This window comes from Streptomyces sp. WMMC1477 (assembly GCF_027460245.1).
GTDB lineage: Bacteria > Actinomycetota > Actinomycetes > Streptomycetales > Streptomycetaceae > Streptomyces.
In genome coordinates, this window is sequence record NZ_JAPZBD010000003.1 from 3,636,596 (window position 1) to 3,655,483 (window position 18,888).

Annotated in this window: 16 protein-coding genes; 15 read left to right on the top strand and 1 reads right to left on the bottom strand. The window is 73.2% G+C overall.

The annotated features are described in order from the left end of the window. The first annotated feature begins 156 nt into the window (after positions 1-156). From O7609_RS16320 to O7609_RS16390, 15 genes are all read left to right on the top strand, one after another. Positions 157-807, top strand: a complete 651-nt coding sequence (locus O7609_RS16320) for an RNA polymerase sigma factor (protein ID WP_269736234.1) — start codon at positions 157-159, stop codon at positions 805-807. A gap of 215 nt (positions 808-1,022) precedes the next feature. Then, the gene (locus tag O7609_RS16325; RefSeq protein ID WP_269743787.1) at positions 1,023-2,387 is read left to right on the top strand and encodes a hypothetical protein; all 1,365 of its coding nucleotides are present in this window, start codon (positions 1,023-1,025) and stop codon (positions 2,385-2,387) included. A gap of 216 nt (positions 2,388-2,603) precedes the next feature. After that, a complete protein-coding gene (locus tag O7609_RS16330; protein ID WP_269736232.1) occupies positions 2,604-3,215 on the top strand; it encodes a SecDF P1 head subdomain-containing protein in 612 nt (203 codons plus the stop codon). A 355-nt stretch (positions 3,216-3,570) separates the two neighbouring features. Beyond that, the gene (locus O7609_RS16335) at positions 3,571-4,908 is read left to right on the top strand and encodes a DUF6716 putative glycosyltransferase (RefSeq protein ID WP_443072138.1); all 1,338 of its coding nucleotides are present in this window, start codon (positions 3,571-3,573) and stop codon (positions 4,906-4,908) included. A gap of 84 nt (positions 4,909-4,992) precedes the next feature. Continuing rightward, entirely contained in the window at positions 4,993-6,222 is a 1,230-nt protein-coding gene (locus O7609_RS16340) for an acylneuraminate cytidylyltransferase (protein WP_269736230.1), read from the top strand. A gap of 143 nt (positions 6,223-6,365) precedes the next feature. Then, complete coding sequence (locus O7609_RS16345) at positions 6,366-7,301, top strand: N-acetylneuraminate synthase family protein (RefSeq protein ID WP_269743788.1); 936 nt, start codon at positions 6,366-6,368, stop codon at positions 7,299-7,301. 19 nt (positions 7,302-7,320) lie between these two features. After that, positions 7,321-8,418, top strand: a complete 1,098-nt coding sequence (locus tag O7609_RS16350) for a hypothetical protein (RefSeq protein WP_443072139.1) — start codon at positions 7,321-7,323, stop codon at positions 8,416-8,418. A gap of 270 nt (positions 8,419-8,688) precedes the next feature. Next, positions 8,689-8,907, top strand: a complete 219-nt coding sequence (locus tag O7609_RS16355; RefSeq protein WP_443072140.1) for a hypothetical protein — start codon at positions 8,689-8,691, stop codon at positions 8,905-8,907. 302 nt (positions 8,908-9,209) lie between these two features. Next, the gene (locus O7609_RS16360; RefSeq protein WP_269736228.1) at positions 9,210-10,457 is read left to right on the top strand and encodes an amidohydrolase; all 1,248 of its coding nucleotides are present in this window, start codon (positions 9,210-9,212) and stop codon (positions 10,455-10,457) included. 289 nt (positions 10,458-10,746) lie between these two features. Continuing rightward, positions 10,747-11,784 (top strand): BMP family lipoprotein, encoded by a 1,038-nt coding sequence (locus O7609_RS16365; RefSeq protein WP_269743789.1) that lies wholly within the window; start codon positions 10,747-10,749, stop codon positions 11,782-11,784. A 360-nt stretch (positions 11,785-12,144) separates the two neighbouring features. Then, a complete protein-coding gene (locus tag O7609_RS16370) occupies positions 12,145-13,758 on the top strand; it encodes an ABC transporter ATP-binding protein (protein ID WP_269737235.1) in 1,614 nt (537 codons plus the stop codon). 100 nt (positions 13,759-13,858) lie between these two features. Continuing rightward, on the top strand, positions 13,859-14,959 hold the full coding sequence (locus tag O7609_RS16375; protein ID WP_269737234.1) for an ABC transporter permease: 1,101 nt from the start codon (positions 13,859-13,861) through the stop codon (positions 14,957-14,959). Beyond that, a complete protein-coding gene (locus O7609_RS16380) occupies positions 14,956-16,227 on the top strand; it encodes an ABC transporter permease (protein WP_269736226.1) in 1,272 nt (423 codons plus the stop codon). Before O7609_RS16375 ends, O7609_RS16380 begins: the two co-directional genes overlap by 4 nt. After that, positions 16,224-16,631 (top strand): cytidine deaminase, encoded by a 408-nt coding sequence (locus O7609_RS16385; RefSeq protein ID WP_269736225.1) that lies wholly within the window; start codon positions 16,224-16,226, stop codon positions 16,629-16,631. Before O7609_RS16380 ends, O7609_RS16385 begins: the two co-directional genes overlap by 4 nt. Before the next feature lie 87 nt (positions 16,632-16,718). After that, a complete protein-coding gene (locus O7609_RS16390) occupies positions 16,719-17,987 on the top strand; it encodes a thymidine phosphorylase (protein ID WP_269736224.1) in 1,269 nt (422 codons plus the stop codon). Positions 17,988-18,019: 32 nt separating this feature from the next. Here the strand turns inward: O7609_RS16390 and O7609_RS16395 are convergent, their stop codons facing one another. After that, positions 18,020-18,817 carry a VOC family protein gene (locus tag O7609_RS16395; protein ID WP_269743790.1) on the bottom strand — a complete coding sequence of 266 codons (798 nt, stop codon included), beginning with the start codon at positions 18,815-18,817 and terminating at the stop codon, positions 18,020-18,022. Positions 18,818-18,888 lie beyond the last annotated feature (71 nt).

Sequence of the window (18,888 nt, forward strand, 5' to 3'; positions counted from 1 at the left end):
GTCCGTCCGGCATGGACGGGGGTGCTCTGGAGGGCTAGCCTTCAGGACGCATCGACATTGGTCGAAGCTTGAACATCTGTTGTGGGAGGCGCGCCCGGCCAGGGGTGTGGCCGGACCGTCCGTCGCGAATTCGACGCAAAGTAGGGGCAGGGCAGCGTGCAGGGGGACGACGCGGAACTGACGGCCGCGCTATGCGCGGCCCAGGAGGGTGACGAGTCCGCCTTCCGGACCGTGTACCGCGCTGTGCAGCCGAGGCTGCTCGGCTACGTCAGGACCCTCGTGCCGGAGGCGGACGCCGAGGACGTCGCCTCCGAGGCGTGGTTCCAGATAGCGCGGGACCTGGGCCGGTTCAGCGGTGACGCGGACCGCTTCCGGGGCTGGACGGCGCGCATCGCGCGCAACCGCGCCCTGGACCACATCCGGGCCCGGGGCCGGCGTCCGGTGCAGGGGGCCGACGAGAGCGAGCTGACCGGCATGCCGGACGGCGCGGACACGGCGGACGAGGCGTTGGAGTCGCTGGGGACGGGGCGGACGATGGCCCTCATCTCCCGGCTGCCCCGCGACCAGGCCGAGGCGGTGGTCCTGCGCGTCGTCGTGGGGCTGGACGCCAAGGGGGCCGCCGCCGTGCTGGGCAAGCGGGCGGGGGCCGTGCGCACGGCCGCGCACCGCGGCCTGCGTAGGCTGGCGGAGCTGCTCGACGGGGCTGACGAGGCAGAAGAGGGTGTGGAAGTAACCATTCCTGATCAAGCGCTGAACCAATCCCGCAGTGTGACGGAAAGGGCGGCCCCGACGCTGAGGGAAACGTGATGGCCGACGACCGGTACGCATGGTTGGACGAGGAGGCTGCGGAGCGGCTGCTGCGGGGGAGACCGGGTGACAGACCCGAAATGCCCCGAGTTGACGGGGTCGCGGTGCCGGAAGGCTTTTCCGGAGCCGGGGACGCTCAGCGGCTTGCCGAGTTGCTCGGCGAGTTGGTCCCGAGCTGCCCGGAATCAGCTGAAATGCCCGGTGAGGCCGCCGCCATGACCGCGTTCCGCGAGGCCCGCGAGGGGCGGGCCCAGGCCGCCCCGGTGGCCGGTGGCGGGGCACTGGGTACCTCGGTGCCCGATATCGGTCGACGTGCGTTGCGGCGTACCGGTCGCCCCCTGCGTGCCGGGTTCGCCGTCGCGCTGGCCGGGTGCGCCCTCGGTGGCGTGGCGGTCGCCGCGACCACCGGCGCCCTGACGGCCCCCTTCGACACTCCTACCCAGGAGCCCGGCCGGAGCGCCACCGCACCGCCCCTCGTCTCCGAGGACGACGGCTCCGCGCCCGGTGAGCGCGACTCCCACGACCACCGCGGCCCGGCCGGCGGAGCGCCGCCGACCGACACCACCGGCGACCCCGAGGCCAGCCGGCCCGGTGCGGGCGGCGAGGACGCCGTCGAGGGGCGCGGCGACGACACCGGTTCCTACTGGTCCTTCGACCGGCTCCTGCCCACGCTGCCGCGCACGGAGCAGGACCGCGCGCTGATGGTCCACCTGTGCCGCGCCTACGAGCGTGAGCTCATCCAGCTGGCCGAACGGCGGCAACTGGCCGAGGCGGCGGGCGGCTCCGAGTACATATCCCGCTTCTGCGGCTCCCGGGGCGACGGTGACGGCGAGAACGGCGACGGCGATCACGGCGACGCGGACGAAGACGGCTCCGGCTCCCCGGACGCCGGAGGCGAACTGCCCACCGACCCGAGCTTCCCCACCGGCGGCGACGGCGGCGACGGCGGCCTGGAGGGCGGTGACGAGGTGCCCGGGGGTGGCTTGGAGGGCGGTGACGAGGTGCCCGGGGGTGGCTTGGAGGGCGGTGACGAGGTGCCCGGGGGTGGCTTGGAGGGCGGTGACGAGGTGCCCGGGGGTGGCCTGGAGGGCGGCGACGAGGTACCCGGGGATGGCCTGGAGGGCGGTGACGAGGTGCCCGATCCGCCGCCCGGCCCCCCGCAGGGCCCGAACCCCGGCCCTCCCCACGGCCCCGGAGCCCACGGCCCCGGAGACCCCACGCCGGGCAACCCCACTCCCGGTGGTCCCGGAGCCGGTGGCGGGTCGGGCGACGGCGACGGTGGCCCGGGCAACGCTCCCGGCAACCCCCAGCCCAACCCGGACAACCCCAACCCCGGCACCCCGGGCAGTCCGACCCCCGGCACCCCGGGCAACCCCGGCGGCCCGGGGCCCGGAGCCCACAGCGACAAGGGCGGCACCGGGGACGGTCGCAAGCCCGGCTCCGGCAGCGGTGGCAACCCGGGTGCCGTGAGCGGCCCCGGGGCGGGTGTCGTGCCCGTCATCCCTGCTCAGCCCGGTGCGACCAGCCCTGAGGCGTCCGCCACCGAGGACCGTTCCGACGTCGCGCGCACCCCGGCGTAACGTTTTTCGACACCCTGACGCAGTACTGAGTGAGCCGACTGGTCATCGGCGAGCGCGACACCCGAGGTTCCCCCCGTACCGACGGGTCCGCGCATTGGCGCGGGCGGGATATGTTCCCCCGATCCCGCCCGCGCCCCATCTTTCTCCCCATCGCTTCCCCCGCGTCCTCGCCGGAGTGGATCCCCGGGAAGTCCGCCGGCTGACAGACTCGGCCGTATGGGAATCGCCTTCCGTACCGTCACAGGTCGTGCCCGAGCCGCTGTTCCCGGCTTTCGCCCCTCTCCCCGCTCCCGCCGGGCGGTTACCGCGGCCACCGCGGCCACCGCAGCCCTCCTCGCCCTCGGCGCCTGCTCCGATGACGCGAAGCCGGAGCAGGACGCGAAGCCGTCCGCCGAGCCGCCGCCGCTGCGGTTCCACCCGGTGGAGGACGTGCGGCAGGGGGCGTGCCCGCAGGACGAGCCCGGTGTGTGGATCGAGAACACGAGCACACCGGACGTGGCCGAGTGCCTCCTCCTCCAGGACGCGACCGCGCTGCGGCTGACGTCGCCGGTCGAGGCCTCGGCCGAACTGTCCCAGAACGCCGGGGGGTGGACGGTCCAGATCCAGCTGTCCGATCAGGACGGCCAGCGGTTCGGCGAGCTCTCGGCGAACGCCGCCACGCAGACACCGCCGAAGAACCGCATCGCCATCGTCCTCGGTGAAGGGGACGGCGGCCGGGTGCTGTCGGCGCCGCAGGTCCACGAGCGGATTCACGGCGGGACCATCGTCGTGAGCGGCACGTTCCGGGGGAAGGACGCCCGGAAGCTCGCCGCCGAGCTGAACGGCTGAGCATCGCCCCTGTCGGCCTCCGACGGGGGCGATGCTCAGCGGCTCTCCCGTCGAAGGTCGACGCGGGCCCGTTCCAGGCCAGTCCGCCAGTCCGCCAGTCCGCCCCGGCCCTCGTCTCCACGCTTCCGCCGCCCAAACATCACCGCCCTCGAACGCCCGGTGAACGTCCGGCGGCGGGAGCCGGGCCCGGCTCGCTCACTGCGTGACACGTGCCCGCCGTTGACGTGAACTCGCGGTGTACGAGTCGTTAACTACGCCCCAGAATGAGCGGGTTGGCCAACCGGCGAAGTCCTGTTAACCCTCCGTTGCCCCAACGTTGGGCAGTCCTGCGGAATCGCTTCCTAGCGTCGGGGACGTGCCTGTAGCAATCCCTTCCGAGTCCGCCGAACGCGCCCTGCGCGTCGCGGTACTCGCCGACTCCGACACCCGGTGGAAGTGGGGCGCGCTGACCGCTCAGCGCCTCGCCGAAACCACCGGGGACGCCGTCGTCGACGGCATGCTCCTGCGAGGGCGGGCCACGCCCACCGCCCGCCAGCTCGCGGACACCGGCGTGAGAGGCGCGGACGTCCGCGAGGTGACGACGGCCGAGTTCCTCGCCGAGGCCGGGGCGGAGGACGCCTACGACGTCGTCGTGCTGGCCTGCGTCGGCGGCGCCGTCCAGGCCATGCTGCACGGGCTGGCCCACCAGTGGCAGGGGAGACGGCGGCGCCCGGTCGTCGTCACGGGGTACGTGGGCGTCGTCTACGAGAAGCTGACCGACGGCCTGCTCCTGCGCAACGGCGCCGACATCGTGCTCGCGAACTCCGCCTACGACGCGGACCGCTTCCGCGCCGTGTACGCGGGTGTGGGCACGCGCACCGGGAGCATCGTGGAGTGCGCGCTCCCCTTCCTCGGCGGCGCGCCGTACGCGCCGTCCGACAAGCGCCCCCACACCGTCACGTTCGCCGTCCAGCCGTCCGTGCCCAGCACCCGCAAGGACCGGCTCCACCTGCTCCAGCGCGCCGTCGGCCACGCCCGGCTGCACCCGGAGCGCGAGGTGCTGATCAAGCTGCGCAGCCGTCCCGGCGAGCACACCACGCACATCGAGGAGCTGCCCTACCAGCGGCTCGCCGAGCGGCTGCCCGGCGGACTGCCGGACAACTGCCGACTGGTGTACGGGCACATGGGCGAGGTGCTGGACCGCACGGACGTGCTGGTGACGGTGAGCTCGACGGCGGCGCTGGAGTCCCTGCACCGCGGCATCCCGACCGGCATCCTCACCGACCTGGGCGTCCGCGAGGCCCTGGGCAACCACCACTTCGTCGGCTCCGGGTGCCTGATCTCCTGGGACCGGCTGGACGCCGGAGAGCTGCCCACGCCCGACCCGGAGTGGACGGCACGGCAGGGCGTCGCGTCGGACGGCGGCTACGAGGCGGCCTTCGACGCGGCCCGCAAGCGGCTCGCCGAGCTGCTCGCCGAGGAGCTGCCCCCGCTCAACCCCTACTACACGAGCGTCACGGCCGGGGGCTATCTGCCCGGCCTCCTGAACCGCTACGGCCTGACGCCCGACGGCACCCCGAACGCCACCGCCGGCGGCACGTCCACGGGACTGGGCGGTGCGGCCCGGCGCGTCGTCCGGCGTGCCGCGCGGGGGGCCTACCGCCAGGGCGTGCAGCGCGTGGCCCCCGTGATCCGGCGCATGGGGCAGCTGTGACTCCCGCCGCAGGGTCCGCCGGACCCGCCGAACCCCCCAGAACCGCAGCGGGCCCCGGGGCCCGACGTGAGCCAAGGAGCCACCGTGCCACCCACCGTCCTCGCCGTGATCCCCGCCCGGGGCGGCTCCAAGGGCGTGCCCGCCAAGAACCTCGCGCCGGTCGGCGGCGTTCCGCTCGTCGCCCGGGCCGTGCGCGAGTGCCTGGCGGCCGGGCACGTCACCGACGTCGCCGTCTCCACCGACGACCCCGCCATCGCCGCCGCCGCCCGCGAGGCCGGGGCGGGCGTCATCGAGCGGCCCGCCGAGATCGCGGGGGACACCGCCACCAGTGAGGCCGCCGTCCTGCACGCCATGGACAGCTTCGAGGCCCAGCGGGGGCGCGCGGTCGACGTCGTCCTCCTGGTGCAGTGCACCAGCCCGTTCATCGACCGGGACGACGTCGCCGGGGTCGCCGCGGCCGTGCTCGTCGACGGCGCCGACTCGGCCCTGACCGTCGCCCCCTTCCACGGCTTCGTCTGGCGCGAGCAGGCAGAGCAAGCCGAGCAGACCGAGGGGGCGTCCGGGCGCGGCCCCGGCGCCGACGGCGTCAACCACGACAAGGCGTTCCGCCCGCGTCGCCAGGACCGGCCGCAGGACTACCTGGAGACCGGCACCGCCTACGCCATGCGCGCCGACGGCTTCCGCGCCGCGGGCCACCGCTTCTTCGGCCGCACCGACCTCGTGCGCACCGACCCCGCCCGCGTGCTGGAGGTCGACGACCCGCACGAACTCGCCCGCGCCCGCGCGCTGGCCCCCCTGCTCGACACCCGGCGGAGGGGCACCCTGCCCGCCCGCGAGGACGTCGACGCGGTCGTACTGGACTTCGACGGCACCCAGACCGACGACCGGGTGTACGTCGACTCCGAGGGACGGGAGACGGTCGCCGTGCACCGCGGCGACGGGCTCGGCATCGCCGCGCTGCGCCGCGCCGGGCTGCCGGTGCTGATCCTGTCCACGGAGGTGAACACGGTCGTCGCCGCCCGCGCCCGGAAGCTGAACCTCCCGGTGCTGCACGGCATCGACCGCAAGGACCTCGCGCTCAAGCAGTGGTGCGAGGAGGAGGGCATCGCGCCCGAGCGCGTGCTCTACGTGGGCAACGACGTCAACGACCTGCCGTGCTTCGGCCTCGTCGGCTGGCCGGTCGCCGTCGCCAGCGCGCACGACGTCGTGCGCGGCGCCGCGCGCGCCGTCACCGCCACCCCCGGGGGCTCGGGGGCGATCCGGGAGATCGCCGCCTGGCTCCTCGGCCCCTCCCTCAGAGGCTCCGAGCTCTGAGGGCGGCACACGGGCCGAGACCCGGTCCCGACCCGCCGGTCCCGACCCTCCGGCCGAAGGGCTGTCAGAACCGCCCGGAAACGCCGGAACCAGCAGAACCGCCCCAGCCAGACCGTGCAACGCCCGGAAGAAGGAAACCTCCCATGAGCAACCCCCGCCTCCGCACCCTCGGCGCCAAGACCGCCGGCCCGGGGCAGCCCGTCTACGTCACCGGTGAGATCGGCATCAACCACAACGGCGAGCTGGAGAACGCCTTCGCGCTGATCGACGCCGCGGCCGACGCCGGCTGCGACGCCGTCAAGTTCCAGAAGCGCACCCCGGAGATCTGCACCCCGCGCGACCAGTGGGACATCGAGCGCGACACCCCCTGGGGCCGGATGACCTACATCGACTACCGGCACCGCGTCGAGTTCGGCGAGGACGAGTACCGCAAGATCGACGAGTACTGCAAGGAGAAGGGCCTCGCCTGGTTCGCCTCCCCGTGGGACACCGAGGCCGTCGCCTTCCTGGAGAAGTTCGACGTCCCCGCCCACAAGGTGGCCTCCGCCTCCCTGACCGACGACGAGCTGCTGCGCTCCCTGCGCGCCACCAGCCGCACGGTCATCCTCTCCACCGGCATGTCGACACCGAAGCAGATCCGCCACGCGGTCGAGGTGCTGGGCAGCGAGAACATCCTGCTCTGCCACGCCACCTCCACCTACCCGGCCAAGGCCGAGGAGCTCAACCTGCGGATGATCCACACCCTGCAGAACGAGTTCCCGAACGTGCCGATCGGCTACTCCGGCCACGAGACCGGTCTCCAGACGACGCTCGCCGCCGTCGCCCTCGGCGCCGTCTTCGTCGAACGCCACATCACCCTGGACCGCGCCATGTGGGGCTCGGACCAGGCGGCCTCCGTCGAGCCCGGCGGTCTCCAGCGCCTGGTGCGCGACATCCGCACCATCGAGTGCTCCCTCGGTGACGGCGTCAAGAAGGTCTACGACAGCGAGCTGGCGCCCATGAAGAAGCTGCGCCGCGTCAAGGGCGTCATCGCCGAGGCCGAGGAGACCCAGGGCGCCGGCGAGCCCGCGCGGGTCTGACGAGCCGCGCGAGTCCGAGGTGACCACCACCGCCGCCCCCGTCCCCGAGCCCGAGCGCACCGGCCCGCGCCGGGCCGGGGGCGGGGGGACCCTGGCCTTCGTCGAGAGCCCGGTCCAGCTCCTCAACGTGCTGGAGTGGGCGCACGCGCGTGCACCGCGCGCGTCCGTGACCGTCGTCGTCCTGCCGCCGCACGACCCCATGACGCGCGGTCAGCTCCGCCGCATGGCCCAGCTCGCCCGGGACGAGGGGCACGCCGTGGACTGGGCGGAGGCCAGGGGCGGGGCCGGCGCGCCCCTGCGGACCGTCACCGCGCTCGCCCGCCCGCTCCGGGAGGCCGGACGCATCGTCATCGGGGACCCGTTCTCGCGGTACGTGCAGCTGCTCCTCGCCCTGTCCGGCACCGCGGCCGACCTCACCGTCGTCGACGACGGCACCGCCACGATGGAGTTCACCGCCCAGCTCGCCGCCGGAGCGAAACGCTTCACCCGATGGCACCGCAAGGGCGCCGGGGGCGCGCGGGCGCTGCTGTTCGCGCCCGCCTCGCGGCGCGCCCGGCGGCGGCTGACGCCCGGACCGCGGCGGCGCGTCGAGCTGTTCAGTTCGATGCCGGTGGAGCCGCCCGAGCACGTCACCGTCGCCGAGAACACCTTCGCCTGGACCCGGGAGCGCTACGGCCCGCCCGCCCTGATCGACGGCAGCGACCTGGTGGGCACCTCGCTCGCGGAGACGGGCGTCGTCGACGCCGACCGCTATGTGGACGCCGTGCGCTCCCTCGCCCGCGCGCACGGTGCCGTGCGGTACTTCGCGCACCGCAGGGAGCGCACCGAGAAGCTGCACCGCATCGCGGTCGAGTGCGACCTGGAGATCGTCCGCCCGGACCTGCCGCTCGAACTCGTGGCCCGCCGCGGGCCCGTCGCCCGCACGATCCTCAGCTTCCCGTCCACGGTGGTGCACACGCTGCCGCTCGCCCTGTCCGGCACGGGGGCCGAGGTCGCCGTCTGCGACGTGGACCCGGCCTGGCTCAGCGACGGCGCCTCACCGCGCGCCCAGGGCTTCCTCTCCGGCGTCACCGCCACGGCCCGCGGCGTCCACCGCCTGCCCGCCTCCGGCGCCTGACAGGCGGGCGCGGGGGCGCGTTGTCGGCTCTCCTGCCGGGCCCCCGCGCCGGGCTCACGCCGGGCCCCGCGGCGGGCTCACGCCACCGGCGTCGCGCTGACGGCCCGTCGGCTCCGGCGGCTGCCCTCCGTCCGGCCGGGGCGCGCCGTGGCGAACAACACACGCGGTAGGCGGACGCGGACCCGCTGGTGAACGGTTGTCGGGTACGTGAGTACGCTCGCCGGGCGTCCCGCCCAACCCGGGCGGACCGGTGCCCCAACGGAGACTGACATGACGATGACCCGCCCGGCTCAGCCGGCGACCGGCCCCGCGCCGATCTACGACAGCCTCATAGCCGAACACGGCGACGTCCCCGCGGAGACCCGCGCGGTGGCCGAGAAGACCCAGCGAGAGGTCGCCAGAGCACTCGACTGGAGCGACCTCGGCAGGCACCCGCTGTCCTCCAGCACGCCGCCGCACGGCCACCCCCCGGAACGCGGCGGGCGCTGAACGTACGGCACCCAGAGGCCTGGCGGGCCGGCCCCCCACACGGCCCTTCGCCCTCTCCCGTCCGCGCCCCGTCCACGACCCCGCGGGTGCGCCGAACCACCGGCGCCAGTCGGTCGCGTGTGGAACCGGCGAAACATGCCAGAACGACACAGGGTGGAGGCAAGCGGTGGCAATGAACCAATTGGTGTACCCATCTCACTCGGGGCGTATGCGCGTCGAGCGCCGTGGATTTTTCCCCTGTGTGGCTTAACTTTCCGTGATCACTGGTCAGTTAGGGCCTTCGGGGGCATACGCTCAGTCGGGTGAACCAACTGCTGTCAGCCAAGTCCACCCAGCGGACGGCCGGTGAGACACCCCTGGACGGGGCCCTGCCCGGCGACCTGTGCCGCGAGCTCATCACGTTCCGGCGGGACCTGCACATGCATCCCGAGCTGGGGCACCAGGAGTACCGGACCACCGCGGCGATCAAGGCGCGCCTCGAACAGGCCGGCCTACGCCCCCGCGTACTGGGTATCGGCACCGGGCTGATCTGCGACATCCACCCCGACCTGGCCGAGTCATGGGACGGCGGCCGTCCCATGCTCGCGCTGCGCGCCGACATCGACGCCCTGCCGATTCCGGACACCAAGACCGTGTCCTACCGCTCGACCGTGCCCGACCGGGCACACGCCTGCGGCCACGACGTCCACACCACCGTCGTCCTCGGCGCGGGCCTCGTCCTCGCCGACCTCGCCCGGCGCGGCCGGCTGCCCCACTCCGTCCGGCTCGTCTTCCAGCCCGCCGAGGAAGTGCTCCCCGGGGGCGCGACGGACGCCATCGACGGCGGTGCGCTCGACGGCGTCGGGCGCATCCTCGCCGTCCACTGCGACCCCCGCGTGGACGCCGGCCGCATCGGCCTGCGCCCCGGCCCCATCACCTCCGCCTGCGACCGGCTGGAGGTCATCCTGGAGGGCCCCGGCGGCCACACCGCCCGCCCCCACCTGACGACCGACCTGGTCACGGCCGCCGCCCGCGTCGTCACCGACGTCCCCGCGCTGCTGGCGCGCCGTGTGGACACCCGGGCGGGGCTCGCCGTCACCTGGGGGCGCGTCGTCTCGGGGCACGCTCCCAACGTCATCCCGCAGCGTGCGGAGCTCTCCGGCACCATCCGTTGCCTCGACCTCCCCGGCTGGCGGGCCGCCCCGGACGTCGTGCACGCGGCCGTCGACGAGGTGGCGAGCCTGCACCAGGCCAAGCCGGAGATCAACTACATCCGGGGCGTCCCGCCCGTCGTCAACGAGACGACGACGACGGAGTTGCTGCGCAACGCGATGGCGGCCCGGCGCGGGGCGCACACGGTGGAGTCGACCGAGCAGTCCCTCGGCGGGGAGGACTTCTCCTGGTACCTGGAGCAGGTGCCCGGCGCCATGGCCCGGCTCGGCGTGCGCCCGCCCGGGGACCCGACGTCGCGCGACATCCACCAGGGGGACTTCGACGCCGACGAGCGGGCGATCAAGGTCGGCGTGGAGCTCTTCACGGCCGCCGCCCTCCTGGACGCCGCCCACGGCTGAGCCACCGGCCCGGACACGTCCGGTGCCGGGGCCTTCACGGCCCGATACCGAGCCGCGACCGCCTCGGTTCCGGACTGCTCCCAGAGCCGGGATCAGTGCTCTCACCAGGGCGGATGTGCCCCTGGCCGAGGCGGTCCCGGGCGGGTGGGCGGCTGGCCGAAAGTCGCGGTTAACACCGAAACGATAACGGACGGAAGCCAGGGCTTTACCTGACATCTACGCGCGTTACTCTGAGCCCGAGAGCCAGCGCCGGAAGGGGCGCTTCCTGAGAGTCGAAGGAGACCTCCTCTTGCGTCGCGTCACCAAGATTGCCGCCGCGGTCACCGCCACCGCGGCTCTCGCACTCACCACCGCCGCCTGCGGTGGCACTTCCACCGAGTCCTCCGGGGACAAGGGCGCCGCCATCGCCTACGACGTTGGCGGCCGGGGCGACCAGTCCTTCAACGATGCGGCCTACGCGGGCCTCCAGAAGGCCGAGAAGGAGTTCGGCTGGGAGGGCGAGGACGTCGAGCCGTCGGACGGCGAGTCCGACGCCGACAAGGCCGCCCGGCTGAAGGAGCTGGCCCGCCAGGGCTACAACCCGGTCATCGGCGTCGGCTTCGCCTACGCGGGCCCCATCGCCGAGGCAGCCGAGGAGTACCCGGACACCACGTTCGGCCTCATCGACGACGAGCAGGCCAAGGGCGACAACATCGTCAACATGGTCTTCAGCGAGGAGCAGGGCTCCTACCTGGCCGGTGTCGCCGCCGCCCACGCGACCGAGACCGACGTCGTCGGCTTCGTCGGCGGTGTCGAGGTTCCGCTGATCAAGAAGTTCGAGGCCGGGTTCGTCCAGGGCGTCAAGGACACCGACCCGGACATCACGATCAAGAGCCAGTACCTCACCCAGCCGCCGAACATGAACGGCTTCTCCAAGCCGGACCTCGGCAAGGAGGCCGCCCGCGGTCAGCTCGACGCGAAGGCCGACGTCATCTACCACGCGGCCGGTCTCGCCGGTCAGGGCGTGATCGAGGCCGCCGCCGACCGCGGCGAGTGGGTCATCGGTGTGGACTCGGACCAGTACGCCCAGAAGACCCTGGCTCCGTACAAGGACTCCATCCTGACCTCGATGACCAAGGACGTCCCGGACGCGGTCTACGAGCTCATCAAGTCCGTGGAGGACGGCGCCCCGCAGTCCGGTGTCGTCCGCTACAACCTGGAGACCGACGGCGTGGCGCTGTCGGAGTCCAACCCCGCGTACAAGGAGATGTCCGACCTGACCGCGGCCGTGGCCAAGGCCAAGGAGGACATCATCGCGGGCCGGATCACGGTGAACACCACCCCGTGACGCCGGTCGGCTGACCGCCGCCGTACGCGTACGGACCCGGCCCGGCCCGGTGGGCGCACCCCTCGCGCCCACCGGGCCGGGCCGCCCGGCACTGCCGGGGCGGTAGGTCCTCCCGGGAGCGGCGTGGGAAGCGCGCCCCGCACGGCGTTCCCGGCCGCCCGGGGAGGTGCTCGGTGCCCCGGGCGCCCCGGCACCCTCCCGCTGAGTGAGGAGTGCCCCGTCAACCGGGGACTCTACGCGCGTAGTCAGGGGCTCGGCGCGGTACCGTCACCCACGCCACCCCCGCACCCCCGCCCCTCGCCACTCCGTTCGAGCCCACCCCCGTTCGAGCCCGCTCCTTAGCCCCGAGGAGAGTGCACCATCTTCGCCTCCAGCAGCCCGCCCGCCGTAGAGCTGGCCGGCATCACCAAACGCTTCCCCGGCGTCGTCGCCAACCACGACATCCACCTGTCCGTCGCCAAGGGCACGGTGCACGCGATCGTGGGGGAGAACGGCGCGGGCAAGTCCACGCTGATGAAGATCCTCTACGGCATGCAGAAGCCGGACGAGGGCACCATCACCGTCGACGGCGAGCAGGTCACCCTGCACAGCCCCGCCGACGCCATCGCCCGCGGCATCGGCATGGTGCACCAGCACTTCATGCTCGCCGACAACCTCACGGTGCTCGAGAACGTCGTGCTCGGCAGTGAGTCCCTCCACGGGATCGGCGGCAAGGCCCGCGCGAAGATCCTGGAGATCTCCGAGGCCTACGGGCTCGGCGTCCGCCCCGACGCCCTCGTCGAGGACCTCGGCGTCGCGGACCGCCAGCGGGTGGAGATCCTCAAGGTCCTCTACCGGGGCGCCCGCACGCTCATCCTGGACGAGCCGACGGCCGTGCTCGTCCCGCAGGAGGTGGACGCGCTCTTCGACAACCTGCGCGAGCTCAAGGCCGAGGGCCTGACCGTCATCTTCATCTCGCACAAGCTCGGCGAGGTCCTCTCCGTCGCGGACGACATCACCGTCATCCGGCGCGGCACGACGGTCGCCTCCGTCCACCCGCGGGACGTCACGAGCAAGCAGCTCGCCGAGCTGATGGTCGGCAGCGAACTGCCCGTACCGGAGACGCGCGAGTCCACCGTCACCGACCGGCCGGTGCTCGCCGTCGAGGAGCTGACCGTCCGCATCCACGACGCCGAACACGGGCACCGCACCGTCCTGGACGAGATCGACTTCACCATCCACGCGGGCGAGGTCCTCGGCCTCGCGGGCGTCGAGGGCAACGGCCAGACGGAGCTGGTCGACGCCCTCATCGGCCTGCGGCACGCCGACGCCGGAACGATCCGGCTGGGCGAGGAGGACATCACCGGCTGGGCCACCCGCAAGCGTCGCGAGGGCGGCGTCGGCTACATCCCCGAGGACCGCCACCGGCACGGCCTGCTGCTGGAGGCCCCGCTGTGGGAGAACCGCATCCTCGGCCACGTCACCGAGGAGCCCAACAGCAACGGCTACTGGCTGAAGCCGAAGGAGGCCCGGGCCGACACCGAGCGGATCGTCGAGGAGTACGACGTCCGCACGCCCGGCATCGAGGTCACCGCGGCCTCCCTGTCCGGCGGCAACCAGCAGAAGCTGATCGTCGGCCGGGAGATGAGCCACAAGCCGCGCTTCCTCATCGCCGCCCACCCCACGCGCGGCGTGGACGTCGGCGCCCAGGCCCAGATCTGGGACCAGATCCGCGAGGCCCGCCACGAGGGGCTGGCCGTGCTGCTGATCTCCGCCGACCTGGACGAGCTGATCGGCCTGTCCGACACCCTGCGGGTCATCTACCGCGGCCGGCTCGTCGCCGACGCGGACCCCGCCACGATCACCCCGGAGGAGTTGGGCACCGCCATGACCGGTGCCGCGTCCGGCCACCTGGAGCACGAGGAAGGGCCCCAGGACGACGTCCGGCCCGGCGACACCGACGGCGCCCAGAACGAGGAGAACGAGCATGAGTGACGGTGGTGGCGGCGTGACCGACGGCGGAAAGCCGGGATCGCCCGAGCCGGGAGCACCCGCCCGGACACCCGGCGGGCGGTTCGACACCGACCGCCTGATCATGGCGTTCGGGGGCCCCGTCCTCGCCCTCGGCGTGGCGGTCCTGCTGACCTCGGTGGTGCTCCTGCTCTCCGGCCGCAACCCGGTCGAGCCGTACATCCTGATGGTGGAGTACGCGGGCAACGCCGACATCCAGGTCAACATCCTCAACCGGAGCACGACGTACTACATCGCGGCGCTCGCGGTGGCCGTCGGCTTCCGGATGAACCTGTTCAACATCGGTGTGGACGGCCAGTACCGGCTCGCCGCCGTGATGGCCGCCATCGTCGGCGCCGCGATCGAGCTGCCCGCACCGCTGCACGTGACGGCGATCGTCCTCGTGGCGATGCTCACCGGCGCCTTCTGGGCCGGTATCGCGGGCATCCTCAAGACGACGCGCGGGGTCAGCGAGGTCGTCTCGACGATCATGCTCAACGCCATCGCGACGAGCATCATCGCCTACCTGATCCTGCCCGCCCAGTTCGGCGAGCAGCGCGGCAACAACCTGACGACGGGTCTGATCCCCGAGTCCGGCTGGTTCCCCGGCTTCGACACCGGGGACGGCGGCGTCGTCTACGGCTTCATCGTCGTCGCCGTCCTCCTCGGCGTCCTCTACTGGCTCGTCCTGAACCGCACCCGCTTCGGCTTCGACCTGCGGGCCACCGGAGCCAGCCCGAGCGCGGCGGCGGCCAGCGGCGTCGACGCCAAGCGGATGGTCTTCACCTCCATGGTGATCTCCGGCGCCGTCGCGGGCATGGCGGGCATGCCGGTGCTGCTCGGCGACTCCCACACCTACAGCCTCGTCTTCCCCGTCGGCGTCGGCTTCACCGGCATCACCATCGCGCTGCTCGGCCGCAACCACCCGGTCGGCATCGCCCTCGGCGCCCTGCTGATCGCCTTCCTCGACATCGCGTCCCAGACGCTCGACTTCAACGGCTACGAGCGCGAGATCGCCACGATCATGCAGGGCCTGATCGTGATCGCCGTCGTCGTCAGCTACGAGGCGGTGCGCCGCTGGGGCCTGCGCCGCCAGCAACAGCGGGTCGGCGAGGAACTCGCCGCCCAGGCCGCGGGCGCCGCCGGCGGTAACAGCCAGAACCTGAGCAAGGGGGCCTCGGCATGAGCACCGTCGTCAGGACCAAGCCGACGCCCGGGCCGTCGCCCCACCAGCGCGCGGACCGACGCAGCCTGACCCTCGCCCAGTGGATGCTGGTCATCGCGGCCGGTCTCGCGCTGTTCTCCGCCGTCCGGCTGATCACCGACGCCAACGGCATCACCTCCACCGGGCAGGTCTCCGCCGCCCTGCGCCTGGCCGTCCCGATCGGCCTCGCCGGGCTCGGCGGCCTGTGGGCCGAGCGCGCGGGCGTGATCAACATCGGCCTCGAGGGCATGATGATCCTCGGCACGTGGTTCGGTGCCTGGGCCGGTGTGCAGTGGGGCCCGTGGACGGGTGTCGTCTTCGGCATCGTCGGCGGCGCGCTCGGCGGGCTGATCCACGCCATCGCCACCGTCTCCTTCGGCGTCAACCACATCGTCTCCGGTGTGGCGATCAACATCCTCGCCGTCGGCGTCACCCGCTACCTGTCGAAATTCACCTTCGACACGATGGAGGGCGGCACCGAGAAGCAGTCCCCGCCGATCGACTCGATCACCAGCATCACCGTGCCGGGGCTCTCGGACTGGATGCGCGACCTCAACAACGAACACTGGTTCTTCGTCTCCGACCTCGCGGGGATCGTCGGCGGTCTCGTCACCAACCTCTCCCTGCTGACGGTCGTCGCGCTGCTGATGGTGCCGTTCAGCTGGTGGGTGCTGTGGCACACCAGCTTCGGGCTGCGGCTGCGCTCCTGCGGTGAGAACCCGACGGCCGCCGAGTCCCTCGGCGTCAACGTCTACAAGTACAAGTACCTCGCGGTGATGATCTCCGGCGGCTTCGCCGGGCTCGGCGGCGTCTTCCTGGCCGAGGTCGCGGCCAACATCTACCAGGAGGGCCAGACCGGCGGACGCGGCTACATCGGCCTCGCCGCGATGATCTTCGGCAACTGGATGCCCGGCGGCATGGCCATGGGCGCCGGCCTCTTCGGCTACGCCGACAGCCTCAACCTGCGCGGCGGCGGCACCAACGTCCACGCGCTCCTGCTGTTCCTGGCCATCCTGCTGGCCCTCGCGGTCGTCTGGGAGATCTACCGCAGGAAGTGGGTCACCGCGCTCGTCGCCGGCGTCACCGGGCTCGGGCTGTTCGCCTACTACCTGTCCGTGGACGAGGTACCCAGCCAGTTCGTCTCCGCCGCCCCCTACGTGGCGACGCTGCTCGTGCTGGCCCTGTCCGCGCAACGGCTGCGCATGCCGAAGGCCAACGGCCGGCCTTACCGCAAGGGCGAGGGCAAGTGACCCCGGCCGAGCCGCCCGCCCCCGGCTGGGAGGCGCTGCGGAAGCTGGCCCGGGACGCCATGTCCCGGGCCTACGCCCCCTACTCCGGCTTCCCCGTCGGCGCCGCGGCCCTCGTCGAGGACGGCCGGACGGTCAGCGGGTGCAACGTGGAGAACGCCGCGTACGGCGTCGCCCTGTGCGCCGAGTGCGGACTCGTCTCCGAGCTCGTCGCCACCGGCGGCGGCCGGCTCACCCACTTCACCTGCTGCGACCGCAACGGCGACCTGCTCATGCCCTGCGGACGCTGCCGCCAGCTCCTGTGGGAGCACGGGGGCCCGGCGCTCGCCGTCGACACCCCCGGCGGCGTCCGCCCCCTGGCCGAGCTGCTGCCCGACGCCTTCGGCCCGCACGACCTGGAACGCTGACGCGCCGCCGGGCCGGCCCCGCCCCGCGCGGGCCGGGGCCCGGCCCGCCGTCAGCCCGAGCCTCGACGCCCCGCGAAGGAACCCCGCATGGACGCCATCTCCGTCATCCGCACCAAGCGTGACCGCGGCACCCTCAGCCCCGAGCAGATCGACTGGATCATCGACGCCTACACCCAGGGTGACGTGGCGGACGAGCAGATGTCCGCCCTGGCCATGGCGATCCTGCTCAACGGCATGGACCGGGCCGAGATCGCCCGCTGGACGGCCGCGATGATCGCCAGCGGCGAGCGGATGGACTTCTCCTCGCTGCCCCGCCCCACCGCCGACAAGCACTCCACCGGCGGCGTCGGCGACAAGATCACCCTGCCGCTCGCGCCGCTCGTCGCGGCCTGCGGCGCGGCCGTCCCGCAGCTCTCCGGACGCGGGCTCGGCCACACCGGCGGCACGCTCGACAAGCTGGAGTCCATCCCCGGCTGGCGGGCGCTGCTCTCCAACGCGGAGATGCTCGACGTCCTGCGCGACGTCGGCGCCGTCGTCTGCGCCGCCGGGGACGGGCTCGCCCCGGCCGACAAGAAGCTCTACGCCCTGCGGGACGTCACCGGCACGGTGGAGGCCATCCCGCTGATCGCCAGCTCGATCATGTCCAAGAAGATCGCCGAGGGCACCGGCTCCCTCGTCCTGGACGTCAAGGTCGGCTCGGGGGCGTTCATGAAGAACCTCGACGACGCCACCGAGCTGGCCCGCACCATGGTCGGCCTCGGCACCGACCACGGCGTGAAGACCGTCGCCCTGCTCACCGACATGTCCACCCCCCTCGGGCTGACCGCCGGGAACGCGCTGGAGGTCCGCGAGTCCGTCGAGGTGCTGGCGGGCGGCGGACCGCAGGACGTGGTCGAGCTGACGCTGGCGCTGGCCCGCGAGATGCTCGACGCCGCCGGACTGCCCGACGCCGACCCGGCCCGGGCGCTGGCCGACGGTTCCGCCATGGACTGCTGGCGCCGCATGATCACCGCGCAGGGCGGCGACCCCGACGCCCCGCTCCCCACCGCCCGCGAGCGCCACGTCGTCCCGGCCCCCGCCTCCGGGGCGCTGTCCCGGCTGGATGCCTACGCCGTCGGCGTCGCCGCCTGGCGGCTGGGCGCGGGCCGGGCCCGCAAGGAGGACCCGGTGCAGGCCGGAGCCGGCGTCGAGCTGCACGCGAAGCCCGGCGACACCGTGCGCGAGGGCCAGCCGCTGCTGACCCTGCACACCGACACGCCCGCCGCCTTCGACTACGCCCTGGCCGCCCTGGACGGCGCCGTCGAGGTCGGCGGCGCCTTCACCCCGGCCCCGATCGTGCTGGGCCGCGTGGACTGACGGGCGCGGGGCGGCGTGGTGCGGCCCGTCGCCTACGCCGCCTCGGGCGGGACGGGCGCGATGACGGCGAAGGCCGCGCCCTGCGGGTCCTGCACGACGGCCATCCGGCCGGCCATCATGTCGAAGGGCGGCTTCAGCACGGAGCCGCCCGCCCGCACCAGGGCGTCCACGGTGCTGTCGACGTCGTCCACGGCGAAGTACGTCAGCCAGTGCGAGGGCACGTCCGGGCCGAGCTGGTCGAGGCCCTGCATGCCGCCGACGGAGGTGCCCTCCACGTTCAGGGAGAAGTACCCCTCGGCGCCCTTCATCGTGCTGGCGCCGATGCCCAGCACCGAGCCGTAGAAGTCGGCCGCGGTGTCCGTGTCCCCGGTGTTGAGCTCGCTCCACACGACCGCCCCCGGCTCGCCGGAGACCCCGAAGCCGGGGAAGTCCCGGGCCTGCCACAGGCCGAACACCGCGTTCGTCGGGTCCTGGACGACGGCCATCCGGCCCAGGCTCATGACGTCCATGGGCGGCATGATCAGCGTGCCGCCCTCCGCGGTGACGGCGGCACCGGTGGCGTCCACGTCCCGGGCTGCCAGGTACGTCGTCCACACGGGCGGCGGGGGCGGGTCCGGGCGGCTGCCGTCCGGGTTCATCGCCGTCATGATCCCCGCCACCGGCCTGCCCCCCAGGGCGCACACGGAATAGCCACCGGTCTCGGGCGGGCCGATCTCGCCCTGCCAGCCGAACAGGTCGCGGTAGAAGTCCAGGGCGGCCTGCTGGTCCGGCACCATGAGGTCGATCCAGCAGGGCGTGCCCTGGGCGTAGGGCGTGGTGACGTCGGGCATGGGGTTCCTCCAGCCGGGATCGCGGACCCAACCCGGCGAGCGTATCCGTTATGCCCGACGTGTTCCGTTAA

Coding starts and splice junctions, on each gene's coding strand:
- O7609_RS16325 (WP_269743787.1), top strand. CDS start 1,023: ATGACCGCGTTCCGCGAGGCCCGCGAGGGGCGGGCCCAGGCCGCCCCG.
- O7609_RS16330 (WP_269736232.1), top strand. CDS start 2,604: ATGGGAATCGCCTTCCGTACCGTCACAGGTCGTGCCCGAGCCGCTGTT.
- O7609_RS16345 (WP_269743788.1), top strand. CDS start 6,366: ATGAGCAACCCCCGCCTCCGCACCCTCGGCGCCAAGACCGCCGGCCCG.
- O7609_RS16355 (WP_443072140.1), top strand. CDS start 8,689: ATGACGATGACCCGCCCGGCTCAGCCGGCGACCGGCCCCGCGCCGATC.
- O7609_RS16375 (WP_269737234.1), top strand. CDS start 13,859: ATGGCGTTCGGGGGCCCCGTCCTCGCCCTCGGCGTGGCGGTCCTGCTG.
- O7609_RS16380 (WP_269736226.1), top strand. CDS start 14,956: ATGAGCACCGTCGTCAGGACCAAGCCGACGCCCGGGCCGTCGCCCCAC.
- O7609_RS16390 (WP_269736224.1), top strand. CDS start 16,719: ATGGACGCCATCTCCGTCATCCGCACCAAGCGTGACCGCGGCACCCTC.
- O7609_RS16395 (WP_269743790.1), bottom strand. CDS start 18,817: ATGCCCGACGTCACCACGCCCTACGCCCAGGGCACGCCCTGCTGGATC.